The 21621-nt window shown below is 55.0% G+C and carries 9 protein-coding genes; 2 read left to right on the top strand and 7 right to left on the bottom strand.

From position 1 onward, the window contains the following. Nucleotide 1 precedes the first annotated feature (1 nt). The 7 genes from L888_RS0100515 to L888_RS0100485 form a co-directional block, all read right to left on the bottom strand. Nucleotides 2–2905, bottom strand: a complete 2904-nt coding sequence (locus L888_RS0100515) for a TIM-barrel domain-containing protein (RefSeq protein WP_027951445.1) — start codon at nucleotides 2903–2905, stop codon at nucleotides 2–4. 67 nt (nucleotides 2906–2972) lie between these two features. Then, nucleotides 2973–7121 carry a hybrid sensor histidine kinase/response regulator transcription factor gene (locus L888_RS0100510; protein ID WP_084567325.1) on the bottom strand — a complete coding sequence of 1383 codons (4149 nt, stop codon included), beginning with the start codon at nucleotides 7119–7121 and terminating at the stop codon, nucleotides 2973–2975. Between the two features lie 176 nt (nucleotides 7122–7297). After that, complete coding sequence (locus L888_RS0100505; RefSeq protein WP_027951443.1) at nucleotides 7298–9001, bottom strand: RagB/SusD family nutrient uptake outer membrane protein; 1704 nt, start codon at nucleotides 8999–9001, stop codon at nucleotides 7298–7300. Nucleotides 9002–9030: 29 nt separating this feature from the next. Continuing rightward, a complete protein-coding gene (locus L888_RS0100500; RefSeq protein ID WP_027951442.1) occupies nucleotides 9031–12213 on the bottom strand; it encodes a SusC/RagA family TonB-linked outer membrane protein in 3183 nt (1060 codons plus the stop codon). A 584-nt stretch (nucleotides 12214–12797) separates the two neighbouring features. After that, nucleotides 12798–14630: a MutS-related protein gene (locus L888_RS0100495; protein ID WP_052323263.1), complete on the bottom strand. Its 1833-nt coding sequence runs from the start codon at nucleotides 14628–14630 to the stop codon at nucleotides 12798–12800. Continuing rightward, nucleotides 14627–17647 (bottom strand): PEP/pyruvate-binding domain-containing protein, encoded by a 3021-nt coding sequence (locus L888_RS0100490; RefSeq protein WP_027951440.1) that lies wholly within the window; start codon nucleotides 17645–17647, stop codon nucleotides 14627–14629. Before L888_RS0100490 ends, L888_RS0100495 begins: the two co-directional genes overlap by 4 nt. Nucleotides 17648–17663: 16 nt before the next feature. Next, nucleotides 17664–18602, bottom strand: coding sequence for a helix-turn-helix domain-containing protein (locus tag L888_RS0100485; protein ID WP_169732662.1), 939 nt, complete (start codon nucleotides 18600–18602; stop codon nucleotides 17664–17666). Nucleotides 18603–18891: 289 nt separating this feature from the next. On the opposite strand from L888_RS0100485, the gene L888_RS0100480 reads away from it, so the two are divergent. Together L888_RS0100480 and L888_RS0100475 are read left to right on the top strand one after the other, a co-directional pair. Beyond that, nucleotides 18892–19107, top strand: a complete 216-nt coding sequence (locus L888_RS0100480) for a hypothetical protein (protein WP_005844083.1) — start codon at nucleotides 18892–18894, stop codon at nucleotides 19105–19107. A gap of 48 nt (nucleotides 19108–19155) precedes the next feature. After that, complete coding sequence (locus L888_RS0100475; RefSeq protein WP_027951438.1) at nucleotides 19156–21363, top strand: hypothetical protein; 2208 nt, start codon at nucleotides 19156–19158, stop codon at nucleotides 21361–21363. The last annotated feature ends 258 nt before the right edge of the window (nucleotides 21364–21621 follow it).

Here is a 21621-nt window from a genome sequence, read left to right as displayed (position 1 = left end):
TTTACAATTTTACTTTCATTTCCGTGCCATCATAGCTTACCATTGTGCCCGCCGGCGAGTCCAGATTCAGCTCCTGCTGCTTTTGGGGCGACACCACAACGATGTTGAAGCGGCGTTGCTTGAGCATGCCGTCGAATTCGCCCTCGCGCCGGCCAAGGGTCAGCGTCCGCGTCTTGTCGTCATAGCGTATGTCGATGGTGGCGCAACGGCCGCGCTCGTAGTTGTAATTGGTGTTCTCGTCTTCGTAAAGCAGGAAGTCGGCATCCCCTCCCGTATATACGTAGAGGTTGATGAGTTCGGCAGGTTTCTCGTCGCTCCACTGCTGTTCAGGGCCGAAAGGCACGATGCTGCCCTCGCGAACGAAGACGGGAATGCGCTCGTAAGGCGCATCGGCCACGATGGTTTGTCCGCCGTCGAAGTGCTTGCCCGTGTACAAGTCGTACCAACCACACTGCCTGGGCAGGTAAACCTTGCGCTGGCGCATCTTGTAATAACCCACCGGACAGGCCATGAAAGCAGGGCCGAACATCCATTGGTCGGCTATGTTGAGCACTTGGGGGTCGTCTTGGAAATCCATTGGCAATCCGCGCATGAGGGTGTAGTCTTTCAGATTGGCCCAAGCCGCCATGCTGTAAAGATAAGGCATCAACCGATAGCGCAGCTTGTGATAGGCCACGATAGACTGGTAGCAGGGGTGGTGGTCGGGTGCGATGTTCCAAACCTCGCGCAACGGCCATTGGCCGTGGGCACGATAGAGGGGCACGAAGCAGCCAAACTGATTCCAACGAGCCTGCAGCTCACGCCACTCTTTCAGGTCTTCGTTCTCCACCCCCGTCTTGTCGTATTCGGCTTGGGCCGAAGCATATCGGCTTTCAACGCAAAAGCCACCCTGGTCCATTCCCCAGAAAGGAACGCCCGACATGCAATAGTTTAGCCCGGCGGACATTTGGGCGCGCATGTCTTCCCAACGCGTGCCTATATCGCCGCTCCACGATGCCGTGCTGTAACGCTGCAAGCCTGCAAACCCACTGCGGGTGAGCAAGAAGACGCGTTTGTTGTTGCCCGTTTGGCGTTGTCCGTTGTATATGGCATCGGCATTCTCTATGCCGTAGGCGTTAAAATACTCGGTACTTGAGCCCAAGGCCGTTGGGCCACAGAGGGCTTTGCGATAGCCAATGGGCGTGCAATCGCGCACGTTGGGCTCGGAAGCGTCCATCCACCAAGCGTCAATGCCATCGTTGAACTTGCGGTACAGGTTGTCGTTCATCTGCTGCCAGAACATTTTTCGCGCCCCATCGGAGTACGCATCGTAGAAGCCGGCCACGTAACCAGGCCCTACCCAGTCGCGAAGGGAGTCTTTCACTGCCTGCGTGTACATCCAGCCTCGGGCGGCCAACTGCTTATAGTTGTCGGTGTTGCAATAAAACTTGGGCCAAACAGAAATCATGAAGCGGCCGTTCATGCGGTGAATGCTGTCGAGCATCAGCTGCGGGTTGGGGAAACGGGCGGCGTCAAAGCGATGGCTTCCCCATTGGTCGTCTTTCCAATAGTTCCAGTCCTGCACGATATTGTCGATGGGAATGCGGCGACGGCGAAACTCTGCGAGCGTTTGCAGCACCTCGTCTTGGGTGCGATAGCGTTCGCGGCTCTGCCAAAAGCCCAACGCCCACTTGGGCATGATGGGGGCTTTGCCCGTCAGACGGCGATAACCGGCAATGATGCGATCCATGTTGCCGCCTGCAATAACGTAGTAATCCATGTCGCGGTTCATTTCGCTCCACACAGAAAGTCGGTTTTGTTGTTCGTCGCTTCGCGGCGTAGCCACGCGCAACCCGCAATAGCTGACGTCGCCATCGGGGCGCCATTCGATGCGCAGAGGCACTCGCCTACCCTTCTCCAAATGCAAGGCGAACTTGTAGGCGTTGGGATTCCAAGCCGTGCGCCAACGCTCTGCAACCACCTCGCGATTGTCTACGAACACACGGGTATAGCCTGCATAATAAAGAATGAAATGGAAAGTGGCCGACGAATGCGGCTCTATCTCACCCTCGTACGCCACTGACGAACCGTTGAACTTAAACCCACGAGGAAAGTTTTTCACTTCATCGCTGTTTTCAAAATAGATGGAATCTTCGTTGCGTGTCATGCGTTTGCCGTCTTTTTCGACGTATGTTCCCGTCAACGAACCCTTTTTGCCCTCCTTGTTATAGATGTCGAACACCTGTCCCAGCTGCCGATAGGCATCTGGATTGCCCCAACGGCAAAGCGAATAGCTGTCCCACAGCAGCCCGTAACCCTTGTTAGACATCACAAAAGGAATGGAAATCTTGGTATTGTATTGAAACAGCTCCTCGTTCTTTCCCTTGTAATTGAACTCTTCGGACTGGTGTTGGCCCAGTCCGTAGAAGGCTTCGTCGGCTGGACTGTCAAACTCCGTGCGCCATGTCCACCCGTGTTTCTTGGCATCGGGCAAGGCGCCGTCGCCTATTTCGTTTGCCGGAACGGTGAAAGGCGTGAAGCTTTTGCCCATTTTCGACTCGCTAAGCAACAGCTTGCCTTGGGAATCGTAGAAGGCAATGTGGCCGTTTCGCTCGTTCACTACGGCACGAATGTTCTTGGCATTCACCCGTACCTCGTCTTTTCCAAAGGTGGTTTGACAGGTTGCCAAGCCATCTTGCGGCACCACAACAAGGCTCGTCTTGTCGACGAATGCGTTCTCTTTGGTAGCCCGAACACGCAGAATGTTGTCGGCCACCGCTTCGATACGCACAAGCCGCGCACCCTCGGCGGTGGGCCTTTTCACCTTGATGGTAACGCCCTTGTCCGATACGGGCGTAACGGCAGCAACGGCAACAGACGCTTTCAACATGAGAAGCGCAAGCAGGAAGATGTTGTTTCGTTTCATTTCGATATGATTGTTGGGGCATGTGCTTAGGCGGGCTCGTTGATGACGCACTCTGTTTTCGTGCCTGTCAAGCATTCATGCCAGATTTATGATTCAATTTATATTGTGACGGCATGACGCCGTAATGTTCCTTAAAGTATTTGGAAAAAAGCCTCGGCAGGTTGAATCCCACCTTATAGGCTATCTCGCTGACGGAGAGTTGGCTCTCGCGCAGCAGCTGTTCGGCATGGCGTATGCGTATGAGCCGAATAAATTCGGAGGGCGTATTGCCCGTGATGGAGAGCAGACGCTTGTAAAGGTGCACGCGCGACATGCCCATTTCCTCGCTCATCATCTCCACACTCAGCTCGGCGTTGCCCAAATTTGCCTCAACGAAAGCCGTGGCCTTGTCCATCAACTGCTGGTCGAGCGAGGTTATTTGCTCGCGAGTGATGGTAGGAGAAAGCTTTTCGGCCCCATGTTCGGGCGTTTGCAGCACATCGCCTTGCCTGTTGGCATAGGCCCGAATAAGGTTGTCGATGCGCAGATGCAGCAAGTCGAGGTTGAAAGGCTTGGTGATATATTCGTCTGCACCAGAGGTAAATCCCTCTATCTGATGCTCCGTTGAGAGGCGGGCCGTAAGCATGATGAATGGGATATGCGCCGTTTCTGGATTGCCTTTTATCGCTCGGCAGAGTTCATTGCCGTCCATCACGGGCATCATCACGTCACTCAATATCAAGTGAGGTTTGGCCTTGGCCACCTCTTTGAGGGCTTCATGCCCGTCTACAGCCGTGCGAACGATATACTGTTCGGACAAAATCTCGGTCATAAAAGTGAGGAAATCGTCGCTGTCGTCTACCACCAGCACCTCTTTCTTGACCTGAGGCGTGGGTGTTGGCACATGGGTTATGGGACTCTCTTGCACCATTGCTTCGCTGCAATCGGCATTGTTGGCCGAGACAGAGGCGCCAATGCTGCCGAGGGCTTGGTTCAGCGGTAAGGATATGGTAAACACCGTGCCTTTGCCCTCGCCTGCATGGTTATCGGCCACAGAAATGTCGCCGCCGTGCATGGTGACGTACATCTTGGCAATGCTAAGCCCCAGTCCGCTGTCGCCAAACACCGAAGCATTGCGATGCCCCGCTTGGTAGAAGCGGTCGAAAATGCGTGTCTTGTCAACGGCGGCAATGCCGCAGCCTGTATCGGCTACAGAGACAAGCAGATTATGTTTCGGCCTATCCAGTGGTTGGCCGTCGGCCGTTTCAAGGCTTATCGTTACGTCGATGGCACCACCTTCGGGCGTGAACTTAAACGCATTGGAGAGTAGATTGTTCATCACCTTGGCCATTTTGTCGGCATCGAAAGCCATGCGTACGGCTTGCAGATCACTGTGAAACGACAGACGCACATCTTTTTGCGAGAGGCGGGCGAACGTTTCCACGATGTCTTTCACGAAAGCCACCATGTCTGCCTCGCGAAGATCCACGCTTACTGCGTTGGTTTCTATCTTGCGAAGGTCTAATGTTTGGTTTACCAGATTGAGCAAGCGGTTGGCGTTACGCAGAATAAGTTCTAATCGCAAACGTTTCTGCACGTCGTCTTCCTTGGAAATCATGGCCTTTACGGGTGAGATGACCAGCGAGAGAGGCGTGCGCAACTCGTGGCTGATGTCCGTAAGGAACGAAAGCTTCATCTCATCGAGCTTGCGGTTGCGTTCGGCTTCCTTTCGCACGGATTCAAGGCGCATCTTTTCCAATTGTCTATGCACCGTGAGTCGCCATATCACCCAAAGGACAGCCAAGGTCAAAACCACATATAGCACGTATGCCCAAGGGGAAAGCCAGAATGGGGGTGCTATGAAGATGGTTATCGAGGCCGTCTTTCCCTCGGCGGTGCCATCCCGCCCCACTGCCTTTACCTCCAAGGTGTAGGTTCTTGGGGCCAAACCCGCATAGCTTACACTGGGTTGCGACTCGACTGTCATCAGCCATTTCTCATCACCGAAGCCTTTCAGACGATAGAGGAAATGGCTCTTTTGGGGAACCGACACTTGGTTTGTGGCCAACAATACAGTAAAGGCGTTCTCATCGTAGTCCAGATGCAGCTCACGCGAAGCATTTACGGCATGGGTGAGTATCACGCGATTGTTGTATTGTTCGCCCACGGACAGCGGATGATCGAAGAGCACAATACCCGAGAAAAGCACGTCGGGTGTGGTTTGCTGCGTCTGCAATCCCCTCGTGGGAATAACGTTTACACCGTCTTGTCCGCCCACAAGTATCTGTCCCTTGCCATCAAAACAGATGCTACGGTAGTTGAAACGGCGATGTTGCAGACCGTCCAACTCGTCGTAGCTGTTAGTAAAGAAGCTCCATTGTCCCTCTTTCAGGCTGGGTTTAACACGCACCACGCTGTTGGCCAAGGTTGCCCAAATGTTGCCGTCGGCATCTTCTTGTACGGCGCATCCCAACTGCGGATGGGAGAAAAGCCGATGAATGCGGCACGAATGTGGGTCGTACACGTCGAGTCCCGACATGTTGGCGTTCCATATAAGTCCACGACTGTCTACAAAAACATCATTCACCGACATTGACGAGAACTCTTCGCCACGCCGAAGGGGCAGACTTCGCTGCACTTTGCCTGTGCGAACGTCTACAGTAGAAACGCCGTTGGAATGGCCAACGTAAATCAAACCGTTTCCACCTACCCGCACCGACGACACATAATCGCTGGGAAGCGGGCTGTTATCGGTGTTGTAGGTCTTGAATTGCATGGTCTTGGGATTGAGCGTTTGCAAGCCGCCGCCCAGTGTTCCAAGCATAATGTTACCCTGCGCATCTTCTGCCAAGCTCCATACGCTGTTGTTGGCCAACTGCGAGTTGCCCGTATTAAAGGCGCGAAAGCTACCGTTGGCATAGTGCGTAAGTCCGCCATTGAACGAGCCGAACCACAATGTGCCGTCCGAAGCGAGAAGCGCGCACACCACGACATCGGTTCCAAGCCCTGTCTGCGGCAAACGATAACGTCGATAAGTGCCATGCCCCGGCGTATGGAGGAGCAGTCCGCTGTCGTTTGTTCCGTACCAATAGTTGCCCTGTTGGTCTACGGCAATACAGCAAATGTCGCCCAAGGGCACGGTGGGGAAATGCGCCAACGAGGGCGAATAATAGGCCACACCATTCTTATATGTACCAATCCATACGCCACCGGACTTGTCAACATAAAGGCTTTGCAAGGTATTATCAGGCAAAGTGTTGGGATTGGCGGCGTTATAGATGGCGTTGGTGAGCTGGCGACGCTGCAAATCGGCCACGTACAGCCCTTGATGCTCGGTGGCTAACCACAGACGGCCTTGTGCATCTTCGGCAATAGCCTTCACAAACACGTCTTGCTGACCGAGGTTAAGCCCCTGGCTACGCATGAATTCGTTGGGCGACGCATACCATTTTCGCTCACGCGAACTGTAAACCATGGTTTTGGCCAAGGCGTGATTGCTCACCCAATAGTTATAATGACTGTCTATAACTGTGTTATAATGGTGGTTTTTGTTACCCCTCGTTTGTTGTGCAAGGTAGCTGTTGACCCAAACCAAGCGGCGATTGGGGCCGTCGAGCCGAACGAGCGTACCGTCATTGTAGCTTAATACCAACGATGTGCCACGCTCGCTGATACAGGTAACGATTCCGCGAGGGAGCTGCTCTGGCGCATTGCCCGAAGAAAAGAGATGCAGTGCAACGGTCTTGGGGTTGTAATAATAGCAACCCAAGCCCTTGACTGTTATCCAAAAACACCGCTTTGCATCCACAAACACGAGGTCGGGCGTACCGCGCATGCCCCTTTGCCTCATCCATTCTTCAACGTTATTGTTGAAACGCTCGGTCGAAGGGTCATATATGGAATAGCCTTCATTGGTTTGCACCCAAAGTTTTCCATCGCCATCCTCCACTATTCCTTCTACCTGATTGCTGCGAATAGCACCTTTGTCGGCCGTATTGGCATAGAAGTTCTTAAACCTGAACCCGTCGTAACGGCTCAAGCCTGCGGCCGTGCCTATCCAAAGAAAGCCCTTCCGGTCTTTCAATATGGCACTCACATGCGAGTCGGCAAGTCCGTTGTTGGTTTCAAGACATCTGAATTCAAGTTCACCTGCGACAACAGCCACAGCATAGTTCATGGCCAGCAAGAGCATGGGCACGACTATTCGTAAGCGTTGCAACCTTCTTTTGTTCGTCATATCGTCAATATGCGGGTTTAGGGTAATGGTAGGTTTGGTGTCGCAAATATAACTTTTTCTGCCCGTCTTTCAACAAAGGCATGCCTTAAATTCATCCGTAAGAGACAAAAAATGCAGCTTCGGTGAGTATATTGGCAAGTCGACAAGCTGCCGACTTGCCAATAAAACGTCAAGCTCTACCAGCCAGCGTTTTGCTTGTAAACGCCATTAGAGAGGTTTATCTCACCTGTGGGTATCTGCCAAAAACCGCGTTTTTCCCGCACGTTCTGCTCTTTGAATGCGCTGGCCAGCGTCACTTTGCGCGTGTTGGCATATACCTCTACGGGCGTTCCCGTCGGCGTTCCGTCGGCAGTAGCTTGCCCAAGGATGGCCTTTACGAAAGTGTCCAGACCCTGTCTGCGCAAGTCGAAATAGCGTTGCCCCTCGCCCATGAACTCCTTTCGGCGTTCTTGCCATATCTCGTCACGCGTGGGTGAAGCTGTAAGGTTGTGACTATTGTCGCCGTAAGCACGCGCCCTTACCTGATTAACATAGGTCATGGCGTTGGCACTGCCCAGTTCGGCAGCCATCAGCAACACGTCAGCGTAGCGCACAAGCACCCAGTTTTGATCTTGTGAGGTCATGAAGTTCGACCCCGTAACATCACTTTCGGCCGTAGGCATCGATGTCCCGTCGGCGTAACACATTGGTGCATACTTCTTAATGGTGTAGCCGGTAAAGTCACCTACATCGGTCGTGATCTGCTTTTCGTATGCTGTTCCGCCGTCGTCTAAAGGCAGGGTGCGGGTGTCGATGATAGTGGCCGTGCCGCGTTGGTCGTCTGCAGAGAACAAGGATTGGGCATAAGGTGTAATGGCACAAGCACCCCAGCCAAAGGCATAAGGGGCCGAATTCACCGAGGGCATGCCAATGTTGATGACAAAACGGTTGCCATTTGCATTGCCATTGGTCCAGTTTTGGTCATTGTTGAACTTCACCACCCAGAGTATTTCGTCGCTCGCCTCCTTGTAAGTAGTTTTCCTTCCCTCGGCAACTGTGCTTTTCTGCGTACAGGCTGCGGGCCAAAGGTCGGCAAAACGGGTTTCCAGCTGATAAACATTGGCGGCAATAATGTCTTCGCAATACTTCAAGGCATCTGCCTTGGTTAGTGCCCCCGGCATCTCTCCCCCGTTGTTGTCGTTATACACACCATCGTAAAACAGATAGACTCGTGCCAGCATCGCCGCGGCGGCATAGCGAGAAATGTGGCCCAACGAGGCACTGTTGTTTACGAACATGGTGGCGGGAATATTGTCGGCAGCATATTTCAGGTCGCCCACAATCAACTTATACACCTCCTTTGGATCGGCTTGAGCCACGATGTCGTTCGTAGGCTGGGTAAGCAAAGGCACGTTTTCAAACATCCTTACAAGGTCGAAATAGGCCAATCCGCGAATGGCACGCGCCTGTCCCTCAATGGCGGCACGGTCGGCAGCGGATGCGAAAGCAATGCCGTCTAACGAATTGATGAGCATGTTGCAGTTGTACACGCACCTGTAGTAATCGCTCCAAATACCGCCAAAAATATTGTTTTCGTCGGTCTTGATGCTTTGATCCATACGGTCGAGCAGCTTATTGGTAAGGTCGCCCGAGCCTCCGCCCCCAAAACAGTCGTCGCTCATCATCTCTGCCGCTTGGAACAAAGTGGGGTATTGGCCGTTGCTCACGGTGCGCTGGTACTGGTCATAGCAGCCCACGAGTGCCGATTCGGCCTGCGAAGGGGTTTTATAATATGTGGTGGTATTGAGGCTTGTTTTCGACGCGGTGTCCAGAAAGCTATCGGTACAGGCGGTAAGGGATAAGCTTACAAACGCCAATTGCAAGATATATTGTCTTTTCATTTTTTTACAAATGCTTAGGTATTGCTAATTTAAAACTTCACGTTCACACCCACAATGAAAGTTCGCGCGTGGGGGTAAGAGCCGGTATCGATACCCGACATCCAAGCGTGTTCGCCAAAACCCACTTCGGGATCCATGCCGTTGTAACCCGTAAAGGTGTATAAGTTTTGCACTTGGAAGTAGAGACGAGCCTGCGAAACCAGCTTGAAACGAATGAGCTTCGAGAAATCGTAGCCCACGATCAGGTTGGCAATACGAAGATAAGAGCCATCCTGCAGGTAGAGGTCTGAGAAGTTTGTCCAGTTGCGATCGTCGTTGGTGAGGCGCGGCAGCGTATTGCTTGTGCCTTCTCCGTGCCAACGGCCAAGATACTCGGTGGTGTAGTTGCCCTTTACACTGTTGCCCCAGTTGCGATAACCGCCATTGGCCACCTTGAAGTCTGCCGCACCTGAAAGCGTTGCAGCAAAGTCGAACTGCTTGTAAGTGAGGCCGAGGTTAAGGCCGAAGTTGAATTTGGGAATGCCATTACCCAGGTCTACCTTGTCGCCGTCATCTATCGTTCCGTCTTCATCCACGTCTACAAAGCGCACGTCGCCGGGTTCGGTATTGGGCAAAACGCCTTTTCCGGCAGCTTTCCATGCGTCTATTTCTTGTTGGTTTTGGAATATCCCAGCCGTTCGATAGCCCCAGAAGAAGCCCATGGCATGCCCATTTTGGCAACGGAAAAACTCGGGTTGGTTGTTGAACATTACGTTGGCGTTAGTCGATCCGTTGGCATAACCATGGATGATACCGCCCGTCGTAGGTATCTCGTTCACCTCGTTGCGGTTGTAAGCAAAGTTCACGCCTACGTTATAACGCAGACTCCTGCCCATGTTGTCGTCCCAAGTAAGCCCCATCTCCACACCTTGGTTTGTAACGTTTCCTCCATTGATGAACGGTGAATCAGCGCCTGCCGTCGCCAAGATGGGAGCTTGTACTATCCAGTCCTTGGTGGTTTTATAATACCAATCGAAGTTGAAACCCAGCCTCGAGCGCAAGAAGCGCGCATCAATACCCAAGTCAGTTTGTTCGGATGTTTCCCATTTCAGATGGTCATTCCCGAGACGATTGGACAGGGCTCCGTTGGTATTGAGCACACTGCCTTTACCCGTCCCGAAGTTATAGCCCGCACCATCGAGGGTTACAGTGGCCGCATAAAGGAACGCGCCAATGTTGTTGTTGCCCACTTGTCCCCAACTTGCGCGAATTTTCAGGAAGTCGAGCCACGATGATGTCTGCTCCATGAAAGACTCGCGAGTGATTACCCAACCTGCCGACACCGAGGGGAACCAGCCCCAACGGTGACCTTTGGCAAAGCGCGAACTGCCGTCTGCGCGAAGGGTTAGGTTGGCCATGTACTTGTCATCGTAGTTCCATCCCACACGTCCGAAGTAAGATATGCGGCGATAGTCCTCTGTGGGATAGCCGTAGATGGAACCCGTGTGGCCATTGCGGTCGTTGCTTAGGTAGGCCGTTGCCCAGCCATCATAAACTGGAAGCAAGGTGTTTCCTCCGCTCACGCTCTCACCTTGGGTGCGTTCAACCTCCATACCCAGCATGGTGTTAAACTGGTTCAGCCCCATTTTCCAATCGTACATGGCAGTATTGGTCCATGTTAGGGTCCATCCCTTAAACATGCTCTGGCTCACAGTGGAGCCGTTGGTGTTCTGATCGTTTACGGTAGATACGTACATGGGATTGTAAGCACGATACGAAGAGGAGTTGTTGTTGAAGCCCAGAAGTGTTTTTATGCGCAGGTTTTTTAAGGGTTGAAGCTCCGCATAAACCGTAGCCACCCAGTTCTGGGCATCGCTGGCACTGCGGTTACGATAAAGGTTGGCCACAGGGTTGCCGTCGTATTGGTTCCAATCAGTGGCAATGGAGTAAGAGTAACCATTGTTCAGGTCTTCGCGTCCATCGGGTTGCAGGTACACGGGCTGCAAGGGCGAGGTGGAATAAGCCCCACGCAACTTGTTGTTATACATGTTGCCCGTGATGCCCGAGGTGCTTTTTACATACGAGAAAGAGAGATTTTCGCCAATGGTCAGCACATCGTTAAAGAGTTTTTGTTCGAGATTTGACCGAAGGTTGTAGCGTTCATAGTTGCTGGCTTGCTTGCCACCCACGATGCCTTCCTGACTGTAATAGCCCAAAGAGACCGCGTATGTGCTGCCTTTGCTGCCTCCATTCACGCCCAACGTATAGTTTTGCACGGGAGCCGAGCTCTGAAACATCTCGTCCATCCAATTGGTGTCGTAGATGCCGCCCTGCGTATTGTGTATGGACGCGGTGTTGCCCCAGTCGTAAGCTGTGCCGCCCGAGTTCTTGTTTTGCTCGTCCATCAGCATCATATACTCGCTGGCATTAAGCATCTTCGTCTTCTTGGGCACCGTTTGCCAGCCACGATAGCCGTCGAAAGTGACCTGGGCACGGCCTTCCTTGCCCCCGCGCGTGGTCACAATAACCACGCCATTGGCAGCCTGAGCGCCATAAATGGCAGCCGAAGCGGCGTCTTTCAGCACATCGATGCTCTCGATGTCCGAGGGATTTACAGCTGTAATGTCCAATCCGGGTATGCCGTCGATAACGTACAATGGTCCCGCACCTGTGTTAGAACCCTGTCCTCGCACAATCACCTTCATGCCCGCACCCGGCTGTCCGCTCTCGGCGATGATGTTCACGCCTGGCGTTTGCCCCTGCATGGCTTGCAAGGCGTTGCCCGTGTTGCGCTTGGCCAAGTCTTCGCCCTTGACTTGCACGGTGGCGCCGGTAACCAGTTTCTTCTTCTGCACCCCGTATCCTATCACCACCACGTCGTTGAGCGAGTGCGATTCTTCTTGCAGGGTGATGGTGATGGTCTGCCCTTTAACGCGCACTTTCTGCTGAACAAAGCCGATGTACGACACCAAAAGGGTTTCGCCCTCGCGCGCATCGATGGAGAAACGGCCATCAAGGTCGGTCACGGCGTTCGCGTTTCGTCCCTGCACTCCAATCGTTGCACCGATAAGGGGCTCATTGTCGGCAGCCGAAACCACCGTACCAGTAAATGTTTGCGCATGGAGCGTGCTCCACGGCAGCACACCGATAGCTGCAAACAGCAACAGCACCGTTAGCGTTAGCCTGCACCAAAAGGTGCCTGTGCTTTTGTTTGTCAATAAGGTTTGCTTCATAATCGTTCGTTTTTTATTTTTGTTGGTTTATGAGTTTATGATTGACGTTGCAAGTTCGTAAGTCCATCAGTTTCGGCACACCCGTTGACTTCCCAAGTTCGGAAGTTTTTGAGTTTATGGGGCAAAGAAACATGCCATCATCATATAGGCTGTTGACTCTACCCCCTTGGCTTCTTAAATTTCAAACTACTTGACTTCTCAAAAGGTCTTCATCGCCCACTTGATGGGTTGGTTTTTAATTCCGGTGTAAAGTTACGAAGTTTAGACATACACCTTGGTTTTCCGCCCGCTTTTAAGCTACACCAAATGTTGCCGTTATATGCAACAGATGTTATTTACATACATAACACACTGTTAACCAATATTTTACAAGAAAACAAAAGGCGTTTGAAAAAGAAGCTCTTAGGTGATGAAAAGACAAATTAACCTGTCCTACGGGGAAAGCTGAAAGATAAAACTGCAGCCATTTACGTAGGACAAACGTCGGGTCAAGAAGAAAACACCCAAGAACTCCCTGATGAAAAAGAAAAGGCGAAACCCAAACTTTATGTATGGAAGCACCTTGCCACAGGCATCCCACCATACTATGCTCCCGCCTCCGCCCCACCCAATATCTGGCGAAGCAGGAACGTGGCATTCTGATTGCGGGCCACGCCGGGCGTTATCTTATAAGAATAGGTGACGCGTGTGCCCAGGTCGATCTCGAAACAATAGTTGTGAAAGCACGCGCTTTCCAGTTTGGAGAGTTCCAGGTCGTGGGTGGCGACGATGCCGCTCACGGGCTGACGCGACACATAGTCGAGGAACATGCGCGAGCCGTTGAGCTTGTCGAGCGAGTTGGTGCCCTTGAGTATCTCGTCGAGGATGAGCAAAGTGGGCTCGCCCCGCAGGCAGTCCTTGAGCTGTTGCAGCCGCAACAGCTCGGCATTGAAGTAGGAAATGCCATGGGCCAGGTCGTCGCTGGTGCGCATGCTGCTGAACAATCTGAAACGCGACACGCGCAATCGGCGGGCAAACACTGGCATGCCCACCCGACCCAACACATAGTTCACGCCCACTGCCCGCAGGAAAGTGGACTTGCCGGCCATGTTGGCGCCAGTGATGATATAGAAGTGACGGTCGTCGATGCGGAAGTCGTTGCGCACGGCCCGCTCGCCCAAGAAGGGGTGGTACAGGCCTTCAGCCTCCATGCGCACGCCCGGCTCGCCCGTCACCTCGGGCCAGCACGTAGCCGGATGGTTGTACAGAAAGGTGGCCACGGTCACGTCCTGGTCCATCTGTACGACGCGCGCCATCCATGCTTCCATCTCCCAGCGGTCGGTCTCCACCCATCGCAGGAACCTGCGCAGCAGGAGGAGGTCGTAGAGTCCGAGCACATCGACCAGCACCAATCCCATGATGTTGCCCCGCTTGTCCAGGCCGTCGAGCAGTGCGCTGAGCCGTGCGAAGACGTCGGCCCGCCCCTCGTCCATCAGCCTCGCCACGTCCACCAGCTGCCGCAACTGCCCGTGCAGCCGGTTGACGGCCTTGCCCACCTCGCGCAACGGACGCATGCAGAGCAGGTAAACGACAAAAAATTGCAGCATGCCCCACCACAGGGGCACAAGCCCGTTGGCGCGTCCCAGGACGGCCAGCACGATGCAGACGTAGAACGCCGTCAGGTCGGCCGCCATCAGCATTTGCAGCCATCGGCTGCCAAGGGCGCGTGGCACACGCACCGTAGCGGCCGTTTCCAAGGCCCGGCCGATGGCGTCGGTGTTGATACGACCGCGCACGCCGTGGGCCATGAACGCCGCGCGGAATGGCTCGTCGGCGGCCAACGCGCCGATACGGGCCTGATAGCCGGCCCCGTAGGCTTCGTCCAAGGGTTTGGCAGAGGCAGGCATGCTGGCTGTCACGGCCGTCTGCCCGTCCAGACTGCCCAGTCGGGCGGCTAGCGCGTCGCTGCCTCCCGTGGTCACAGTGCGGCACAGCCGCTGATAGAGACTGTCGGGGCCGAAGATGTCCAGGTCGTAAGTGTAGGCATGATGCGGGTCTGCATAGCGCCGTCCGTCGTCGAAGCACGTATAGTCGCCACGCTGTGCGCACAGCTCGTTGTCGTACACCTGCTTTAGGTTTTCCAGCCTGCCGATACGCGCATCGTTGCGGGTATCGGCCCAGCGAATGGCCACATAGGCCACAAGGCACACCGCAGCCACACCGGCTCCGAGCAGCCGCACGGCGGTGTCGGCCGTCATCGTCACACAGGCCAAGGCCACCACGGCTCCCGTAAACGTGGCTATCTCGCCCAGTACAAAACTGTGGCCGCGCTGCCGCAGGTGCTTGATCTGTCGGGCCAGCCCTGCCGACCGCACTCCATAAAAGTCCTGAAAATCCATCTTTTTGCTCTTTTGCTGTATTTGTTCTTTGCTGTTCATCTTTCTATCACGCCCTCCTGCTTCTTGCCGTCCATCATGATCTTGAGCGGACGGTCGAAGCGCACGTGGCGCACATAGGGCGTTTCTTCCACGGCGGGCAGGGCGTCGAGCACGTCCTTGCGCAGCAAACCGCCCTCGCCGGGCCGGTTGGTGTCGATGGTGAAGTAGCCCACGCCGAACGAGGTGAGGTTCTGGAAGAAGTGGGTGCCCTGACTTGGATCCACCCTGTAGTTGCGGAGGGCCACCTCCACAATGACGCGCGCAGCCGAAATGTGGGGCCACTTCACCGGCACGCCCAGCCAAGGGTCGCTCGATCCCCACCTGCCCGGGCCTACAAGCACGTAGTTGCGCCCGGAGTCGAGGAACTTGCGGTTGATGCGTTCGATGTCGTCGGCCACGTAGTGGTTGTTGGCTGCCGAGAAGTTGTCGTCGTATTTCACGTAGACCACGTCGACCACGTCTTCCGAAATGCCGTGTCCCAGCGAGTTGTGGCTGCGCAGCAGACAGGCCTCGTCGGGCACGGCGGCCACGTCTTCGTCAAGCATCTGCTTGGAGTCGACGATGGGACGTATCTGCAACAGGTAGAAGTCGCCCGTCTTGTCGGGCCGCAGGTTGCAGGCAAACTCTATCTCCACGGGCCGCCTCATGGCCTCGGCCCCGTACTTCATGGCCATCTGCAATATCTCGGGCAGGGGGAACACACCCTGCTGCAGCACGCCCGAGAACGAGACAATCTTGCGCCCACCCTCGTAGAGACCGTCGCGAATCACCTGGTCGCTGGGATCGTAGGTGGAGGCAATGTAGTGCAGCGAGCCGTCGCGGTCGGCCTCCTTCACCTTAAGGTGCAGCAGGTTGAAGCCGTCGTCCACGCAGAAGTCGTTGCCCACGCGGGTTGTGTCGAGCGCGTAGAAACGCGTCTGCGTGTCGCGCAGGGCCGTCTCCAGTTCCGACATCTGCATCACCTGGTCGGGATGGTAGGGCGACACGCGCAGCGTCTGCCCGCCGTCCACGATGTACTTGCCCAGACCGAGGGCCAGCGAGGCGATGCCATCCTCGGCCCGCTCGTCGCCGATGGGGTAATAGTTGATGGAGCGCAGCACACCCGATATGTTGGGATAGAAGCGGTCGCCATAGGCCGTGCCCACCACCTCCTGCAGGATGACGGCCATCTTTTCCTGGTCTATCACGTTGGACGTGGCCGTCATGTAGGCCTTGGAGTCACGGTAGAACACCGAGGCATAGACCCCCTTGATGGCCGCGGCCAGCATCTGGAGCATGGCCGTCTTGTCGGTCAGACAGGGTATCATGTAGGTGCTGTAGATACCCGCGAACGGCTGATAGTGGCTGTCTTCGAGCAGCGAACTGGAGCGGATGGCCACCGGACTGTGGGTAGCTTCAAAGAAAGTAAAGAAGTCGGCAATGTAGCTGTCGGGCAGCTGTGCCTGGAGAAAACGCTGCAGAATCTCCTCGTCGGGGGCGTCGCTCAGGGCAATGTCGTAGAGGTTGTTCTGCTCCATGAACTGGTCGAAGACGTCTGTGCACAGCACCACCGTCTTGGGTATCTGCACCGTGGCCCCGGCAAACTTGTTGAAGTCGGGGTGGGTCTTGACGACGTGGTCCAGAAAGGCCAGGCCCCGTCCCTTGCCGCCCAGCGACCCTTCGCCTATGCGTGCAAAGTGTGCATAGCGGTCGAACTTGCCACGGTCGAACACGGCCACCACGCCGATGTTCTTCATATGGCGGTACTGCACGATGGCGTCGAAGATGATTTTCCGATGGGCGTCCACGTCTTGCAGCTTGTGCCAGGTCACGTGCTTCAGAAAGTTGCTCACGGGGAAGATGGCGCGGGCGCAGAGCCAGCGGCTCATGTGGTTGCGCGACACGTGGTAGAGCATGGAGTCGCGCGGTATCTTGAAGATGTTGTCCTGCAGTTCTTTCAGCGTGTGGATGCGCATCACCTCCTGCCCCGTGGCGGGGTCGCGGAAGATAAAGTCGCCAAAACCCATGTGCTCCTCCATGAGATGGCGCAGGTCCACACTGAGCATCTTCGAGTTCTTGTCCACGAAACGGAATCTCTCGGCCTCGGCCCGGCTGCGGTTGGTGGCCTCGGAGCTCTCCATGATGAGGGGCACGTATTCGTCTTCGCGGCGGATGGCCTCCAGCAGTTTGAAGCCGGCCTCGGGGTCTTTAGTGTCTCCACCGGCCCCTTTCTGGTTGGGCAGCGGCGTGGAGCGGCCGGAGGGCAGCCCGCTTTTCATCGGGAACCGCACGTCGCTGATGACGCCCAGGCAGTTGTCTTTGTAGCGGCTGTACACCTGCATGGCCTCCTCATAGGTGCGGGCCAGCACCACCTTGGGCCGCCCGCGCATGCGCAGCGTGGCGGCATGGCGGTTCAGGGCCTCGGTGGCGAAGTTCTGGCTCTGCTGCAAAATGTAGCTGTACAGGTTGGGAAGAATGCTGCTGTAGAAGCGGATGGAGTCTTCCACGAGCAGAATCATCTGCACGCCGGCCTCGCGAATGTCGTTCTCAAGGTTCATCTTGTCCTCTATCAGCTTGATGATAGAGAGTATCAGGTTGGTGTTGCCCAGCCAGCAAAATACGTAGTCGAAGATGCTGAGGTCTTCGTCCTGCATGCGGCGCGTGATGCCGTGAGAGAACGGAGTAAGCACCACGCAGTGCATTTCGGGGTGCTTTTCCTTGATGGCACGGGCCACCGTAAAGGCGTCGTTGTCGGCATTGCCCGGCATGCAGATGACGAGATCTATCTTCATTGTGGCCAGCACGCGCTCGGCTTCGTCGGTTGTGGACACCTGCGTGAACGTGGGCGGATAGCGAAGGCCGAGCTGCATGTACTCGTTGTAGATCTTCTCTTCCACGCGCCCGTCGTCCTCGAGCATGAAGGCATCGTAGGGGTTGGCCACGATGAGCACGTTGTAGATGCGGCGCAGCATCAGGTTGACGAACGTCACATCTTTTAATATAAACTTATTCCATTCCTGGGGTATCTGGTTGTCCATAAATAGGTGGTATGGGTTATGACAATGTGGGGAGGGGGCGCAAGCACTCCTCTGACAGCCTGAACTCGCTGGGACTCATCCCTGTCTTGCGCTTAAAGAAGCGGCTGAGCGTGCTGATGGAGTTGAAGTTGAACTCGCCAACCAACTCTTTCAGCGACTTGTCGCTATTCTTAAGTTCCATCTGCAACAGGGTAATCAGCGAGCGGTCTATCCATTCCTTGGCCGTCTCGCCCGTCTCGGCCTTGACGACATCGCCCAGATAGTGGGGCGAAATGCAGAGCTCCCGGGCATAGAACAGCACGCTGTGCTCGCGCTTGACATGCTTGATGAGAGCCCCGTTAAACGCGCGTAGCAGCGATTTACCCCCTCCTATGGCACCTCCTTCTTGCTCCAGATACAGGGTTGCCACAAAGTCAAGCAGCGAGACGAAGAGGGCGTTCACGGGCTCCACGACAGGAGTAGGAAGCCGCACGAGCGAGAGCAGGGAGTCGATGTAGTCGCTGAATACGGCGCGTTCCCGCTTGGTCAGTCGCAGCTTGAAAGCCTGGGCGGGCTGCAAGAACAAGTCGGGCAGCCGTCCGCCATAAATCACACGCATGTACTCTTCGGTCAGGCTCACGCCGTCATAGCACAGTGCAGAGACCTCGCTGCCCCTGCCAATGATGCCTCCCCAGCTGGCGCAAAACAAGTCGCCCTCGTCCACCCGCAGCTTCCTGAAATTGACAACCGGCTCGCTCCAGCCCTTGGTCAACACGGCCAGTTGCAGAAAACTCAGTCGTAGGGGCGGTTTGCGTTCCAGCAACTGCCCCATGGAAAACGCACGTCCACGGGCTACCGAGAAATACGGGCACGCAAAATGATTGTCGTTTTCGACGGGTTGAATAGGGCTCACATCGTTTTTAACCTCTTTATAGAAACTCACAGATACAGGGTCGTCTACATGTTTTTCTTCCATATCCTGCATGGCTTGATTCTACCGCAAATTTAAGTAAAAAAAAGAAAAACAGTTCCAAATCAACCATTTATTTTGTCCAAATGGCCGCTTTTTGCGGCTTCAGGGGGTGCTGCTGGGCCTTTTAAGGGACTTTTCAATTGCCAAATTCGTGCCAATTCTCCCTTAAACCACCTTTTGGCAAACTTTGTCCGCGCTTTTGTCAACCGCTTTCCAGCCCTTTCTACCTACCTTTGCACCCAAAATAAGAGAATATAAATACATTTCATTTTCATCAAACCTCAAAGTCAGTATGAAGAAGAATTACAAAGAGGGGCCGTGCGCCGAAATTATCTACATCTGTTCCGACGAGATCATGCAGATAGCAGGGGCCTCCGAGTTCGACAACGACGGTGACGGAATAACCGACCAGTTTCCTGTGGAGAAAGGCGATCCTGATGGCGGCATCGGTGCCAAGCGGTTCAACGCTTGGGAAGACACACCATCATCCAGCCCCTGGAGCGACTAAACCATCCCCGCAAACGATGAATCCTGAACTCAAAAAAAGACAACAATCATGACAAGACATTCCTTTTTCTCCACACTGCTGATCGCCCTTACAGGACTCTTCAACGGACAGACCGCACGCGCCCAGGGCCAAGACTCCCAGCACCGGTGGAACGGTAATCCCGTGAGCAGCGTAGCCGACAATACCAACGAAGACAACGGCACCGTCTACCTCTACAACGTGGGCACTGGCGAATACCTCAACACCGGCAGCTACTGGGGCACTGTGGTCATTGGCTTCAATGTGGGTATGCCAATCCATATCCAGAAGACGAGCTCATCCGGCGTGTACCGCATGACGGGCCCGCTGGTGACCACAGAGGGCAAGAACATTGCCTTTGGCCGCAAGCAGGACACGCCAGGACCGGACAGCATCATCAACTACAACCGCGTCTACGTAGATCGCGGTGTCGCTTGGCCAGGCAGCAACACCGGCGTCAATGGCATTCTCAACTGGACATTCAGCGAGACATATCTCAATTCCAAGACCTATTACATCCACTGCTACAATGATGAGAACACGGCCGGCATGGAGGGAGAAATCTATCTCACCATGAACACCACCCCCATCGGAAAGACTTACGACATCAGCTATCCCCACTATTTCGCCGGCAAGTATAGTCAGTGGAAGTTGGTAACCAAGGCCGACCTCAAGGCGGCGTTCAAGGAGCAGTACGCCTCAGACGAGGATCCGGCCGACGCAACTTTCCTGGTCTACGACCAGCAGTTCGAGCGCGGCAACACTTACGTGGATCATTGGGTGCCCACCGGCGTCGTCGGCACACACAACGCGCAGTATCTCTACAACCCCTCCAACACGGGCGAAACCTATTACGTTGGCAATGGCTCCATCAAGAGCGACTACTATATGGCACACTACGCAGGCTACACCACGGCCAACGTGCGCAACATCGGCTATGACTCCAAAGCCAACGGCTCGGTGCTCCAGACTGTCACCACGCTGAAAGCCGGCTGGTACAAAGTGAGCTGCAACGGCTTCTACCATCCCGCCGCCGGCAGCGGCCTCAAGTCCAAGCTCGTGGCCAAGGTGCAGAACACCACGAATTCCTTATCGAACGTGGAGACTACGCTTCAGCGACTCGCCGCGGCAGACCAGTTTTCCTACACCAAGGCCGACATGACCCACGTCTACGGAAAAGATGATCTGGAGCCGCTCAAGGAGAGCCCCTACGTCAAGGCCGGCAAGTTGTTCACCCAAGAAAAGTATGTCAACACGCTGATGGTCTACGTACCCAACAACGGCGACAAGCTCGACATCGGCATACGCATCAGTGGTTCCACCGAAGATCTCGACTGGACGTCGTGGGACAACTTCCAGTTGCAATACTGCGGCAACCGCGACCTGGTGCTCGACGAGGCGCAGACCTCGCTCGGCTACATGGCGCAGCAGGTGGATCCGGCGACAGCCAATACGCTGATTCTGAAGCGCACGCTGAACATCGACAAGTGGAACTCCATCATACTGCCCGTGGAACTCACGGCCGAGCAGGTGAAGACAGCTTTCGGCGAGCAGTGCAAGCTCTCGCAGCTGCCCCATCAGTCGACCACAAACCTCAAACGCATAGACTTCACCAAGGTGGATCTCTCCAACGACAACGCCGTGGCCATCAAGCCCAACACGCTCTACATCATCAGGCCCACCAAGGAACCCACCGGCACCCAAGGCAGTTCCTACCAGAAATTGCTCAAGGATGGTACCACCATCACCGTGCTCACACCGTTCTATATCATCAACAACGTGACGCTGGCCACCGACCCGACGACCGACCATCCCAACGGCATCGTCAAGGAAGCATCCACACAATCGAGCACCACCGACGGCCACCTCAAGTTCTGCGGCTCGCTCATCAAGCAGACTTCGCCCGTGGTTCCGGCCTACTCCTACGCCCTGGGGGCCAAGGACGGCCTGTGGCACTACACGCATAGCGACCTCACCACCCTGGGTTTCCGCTGCTGGATTGCCACGGGAACGGAGGCTTTGGCCCGCAGCCTAAAGTTCTACATCGACGGCCAGGAGGAGGGCAACGTCACCGGAATTGTGAGTCCCGCCATGCCGGGCACGGCCTCTCCCGCCACCCTGCTGCCTGCCGACGTCTACACGCTCAGCGGCCAGCTCGTCAGGAGCCATGCCGACACGCTCGACGGTCTGCCCCGTGGCGTCTACATTGTCAACCGCCAGAAAATTATCATCCGATAAAATTCTACAGGCCGCAACAAGCCACACGGAGCCACCGCCTCCGGCGCATCACGGGTGTTCTGCACCTCTCGATGCCGCCGGAGGCGGTGGCTCCGGCGTTTACAGACGGGGACAACTCGGGAAACAACCTTGCCGACAATTGCCGTTTGCCGGGCCAACGCAAGAAATATACACCGTAAACGCGCAAGATTATCCGAAAAATATTTGGAACGTATGGAATAAACGCCTATATTTGCAACGACAATATTGAAACAATAC

This window comes from Hallella seregens ATCC 51272, assembly GCF_000518545.1.
In the GTDB taxonomy this organism is placed as follows: domain Bacteria; phylum Bacteroidota; class Bacteroidia; order Bacteroidales; family Bacteroidaceae; genus Prevotella; species Prevotella seregens.
The sequence above is the reverse complement of the archived record's forward strand: the minus strand, read 5'-3'. Positions and strand labels throughout refer to the sequence as shown.

Coding starts and splice junctions, on each gene's coding strand:
- L888_RS0100515 (WP_027951445.1), bottom strand. CDS start 2,905: ATGAAACGAAACAACATCTTCCTGCTTGCGCTTCTCATGTTGAAAGCG.
- L888_RS0100495 (WP_052323263.1), bottom strand. CDS start 14,630: ATGAACAGCAAAGAACAAATACAGCAAAAGAGCAAAAAGATGGATTTT.
- L888_RS0100490 (WP_027951440.1), bottom strand. CDS start 17,647: ATGGACAACCAGATACCCCAGGAATGGAATAAGTTTATATTAAAAGAT.
- L888_RS0100510 (WP_084567325.1), bottom strand. CDS start 7,121: ATGACGAACAAAAGAAGGTTGCAACGCTTACGAATAGTCGTGCCCATG.
- L888_RS0100475 (WP_027951438.1), top strand. CDS start 19,156: ATGACAAGACATTCCTTTTTCTCCACACTGCTGATCGCCCTTACAGGA.
- L888_RS0100480 (WP_005844083.1), top strand. CDS start 18,892: ATGAAGAAGAATTACAAAGAGGGGCCGTGCGCCGAAATTATCTACATC.
- L888_RS0100485 (WP_169732662.1), bottom strand. CDS start 18,602: ATGGAAGAAAAACATGTAGACGACCCTGTATCTGTGAGTTTCTATAAA.
- L888_RS0100500 (WP_027951442.1), bottom strand. CDS start 12,213: ATGAAGCAAACCTTATTGACAAACAAAAGCACAGGCACCTTTTGGTGC.
- L888_RS0100505 (WP_027951443.1), bottom strand. CDS start 9,001: ATGAAAAGACAATATATCTTGCAATTGGCGTTTGTAAGCTTATCCCTT.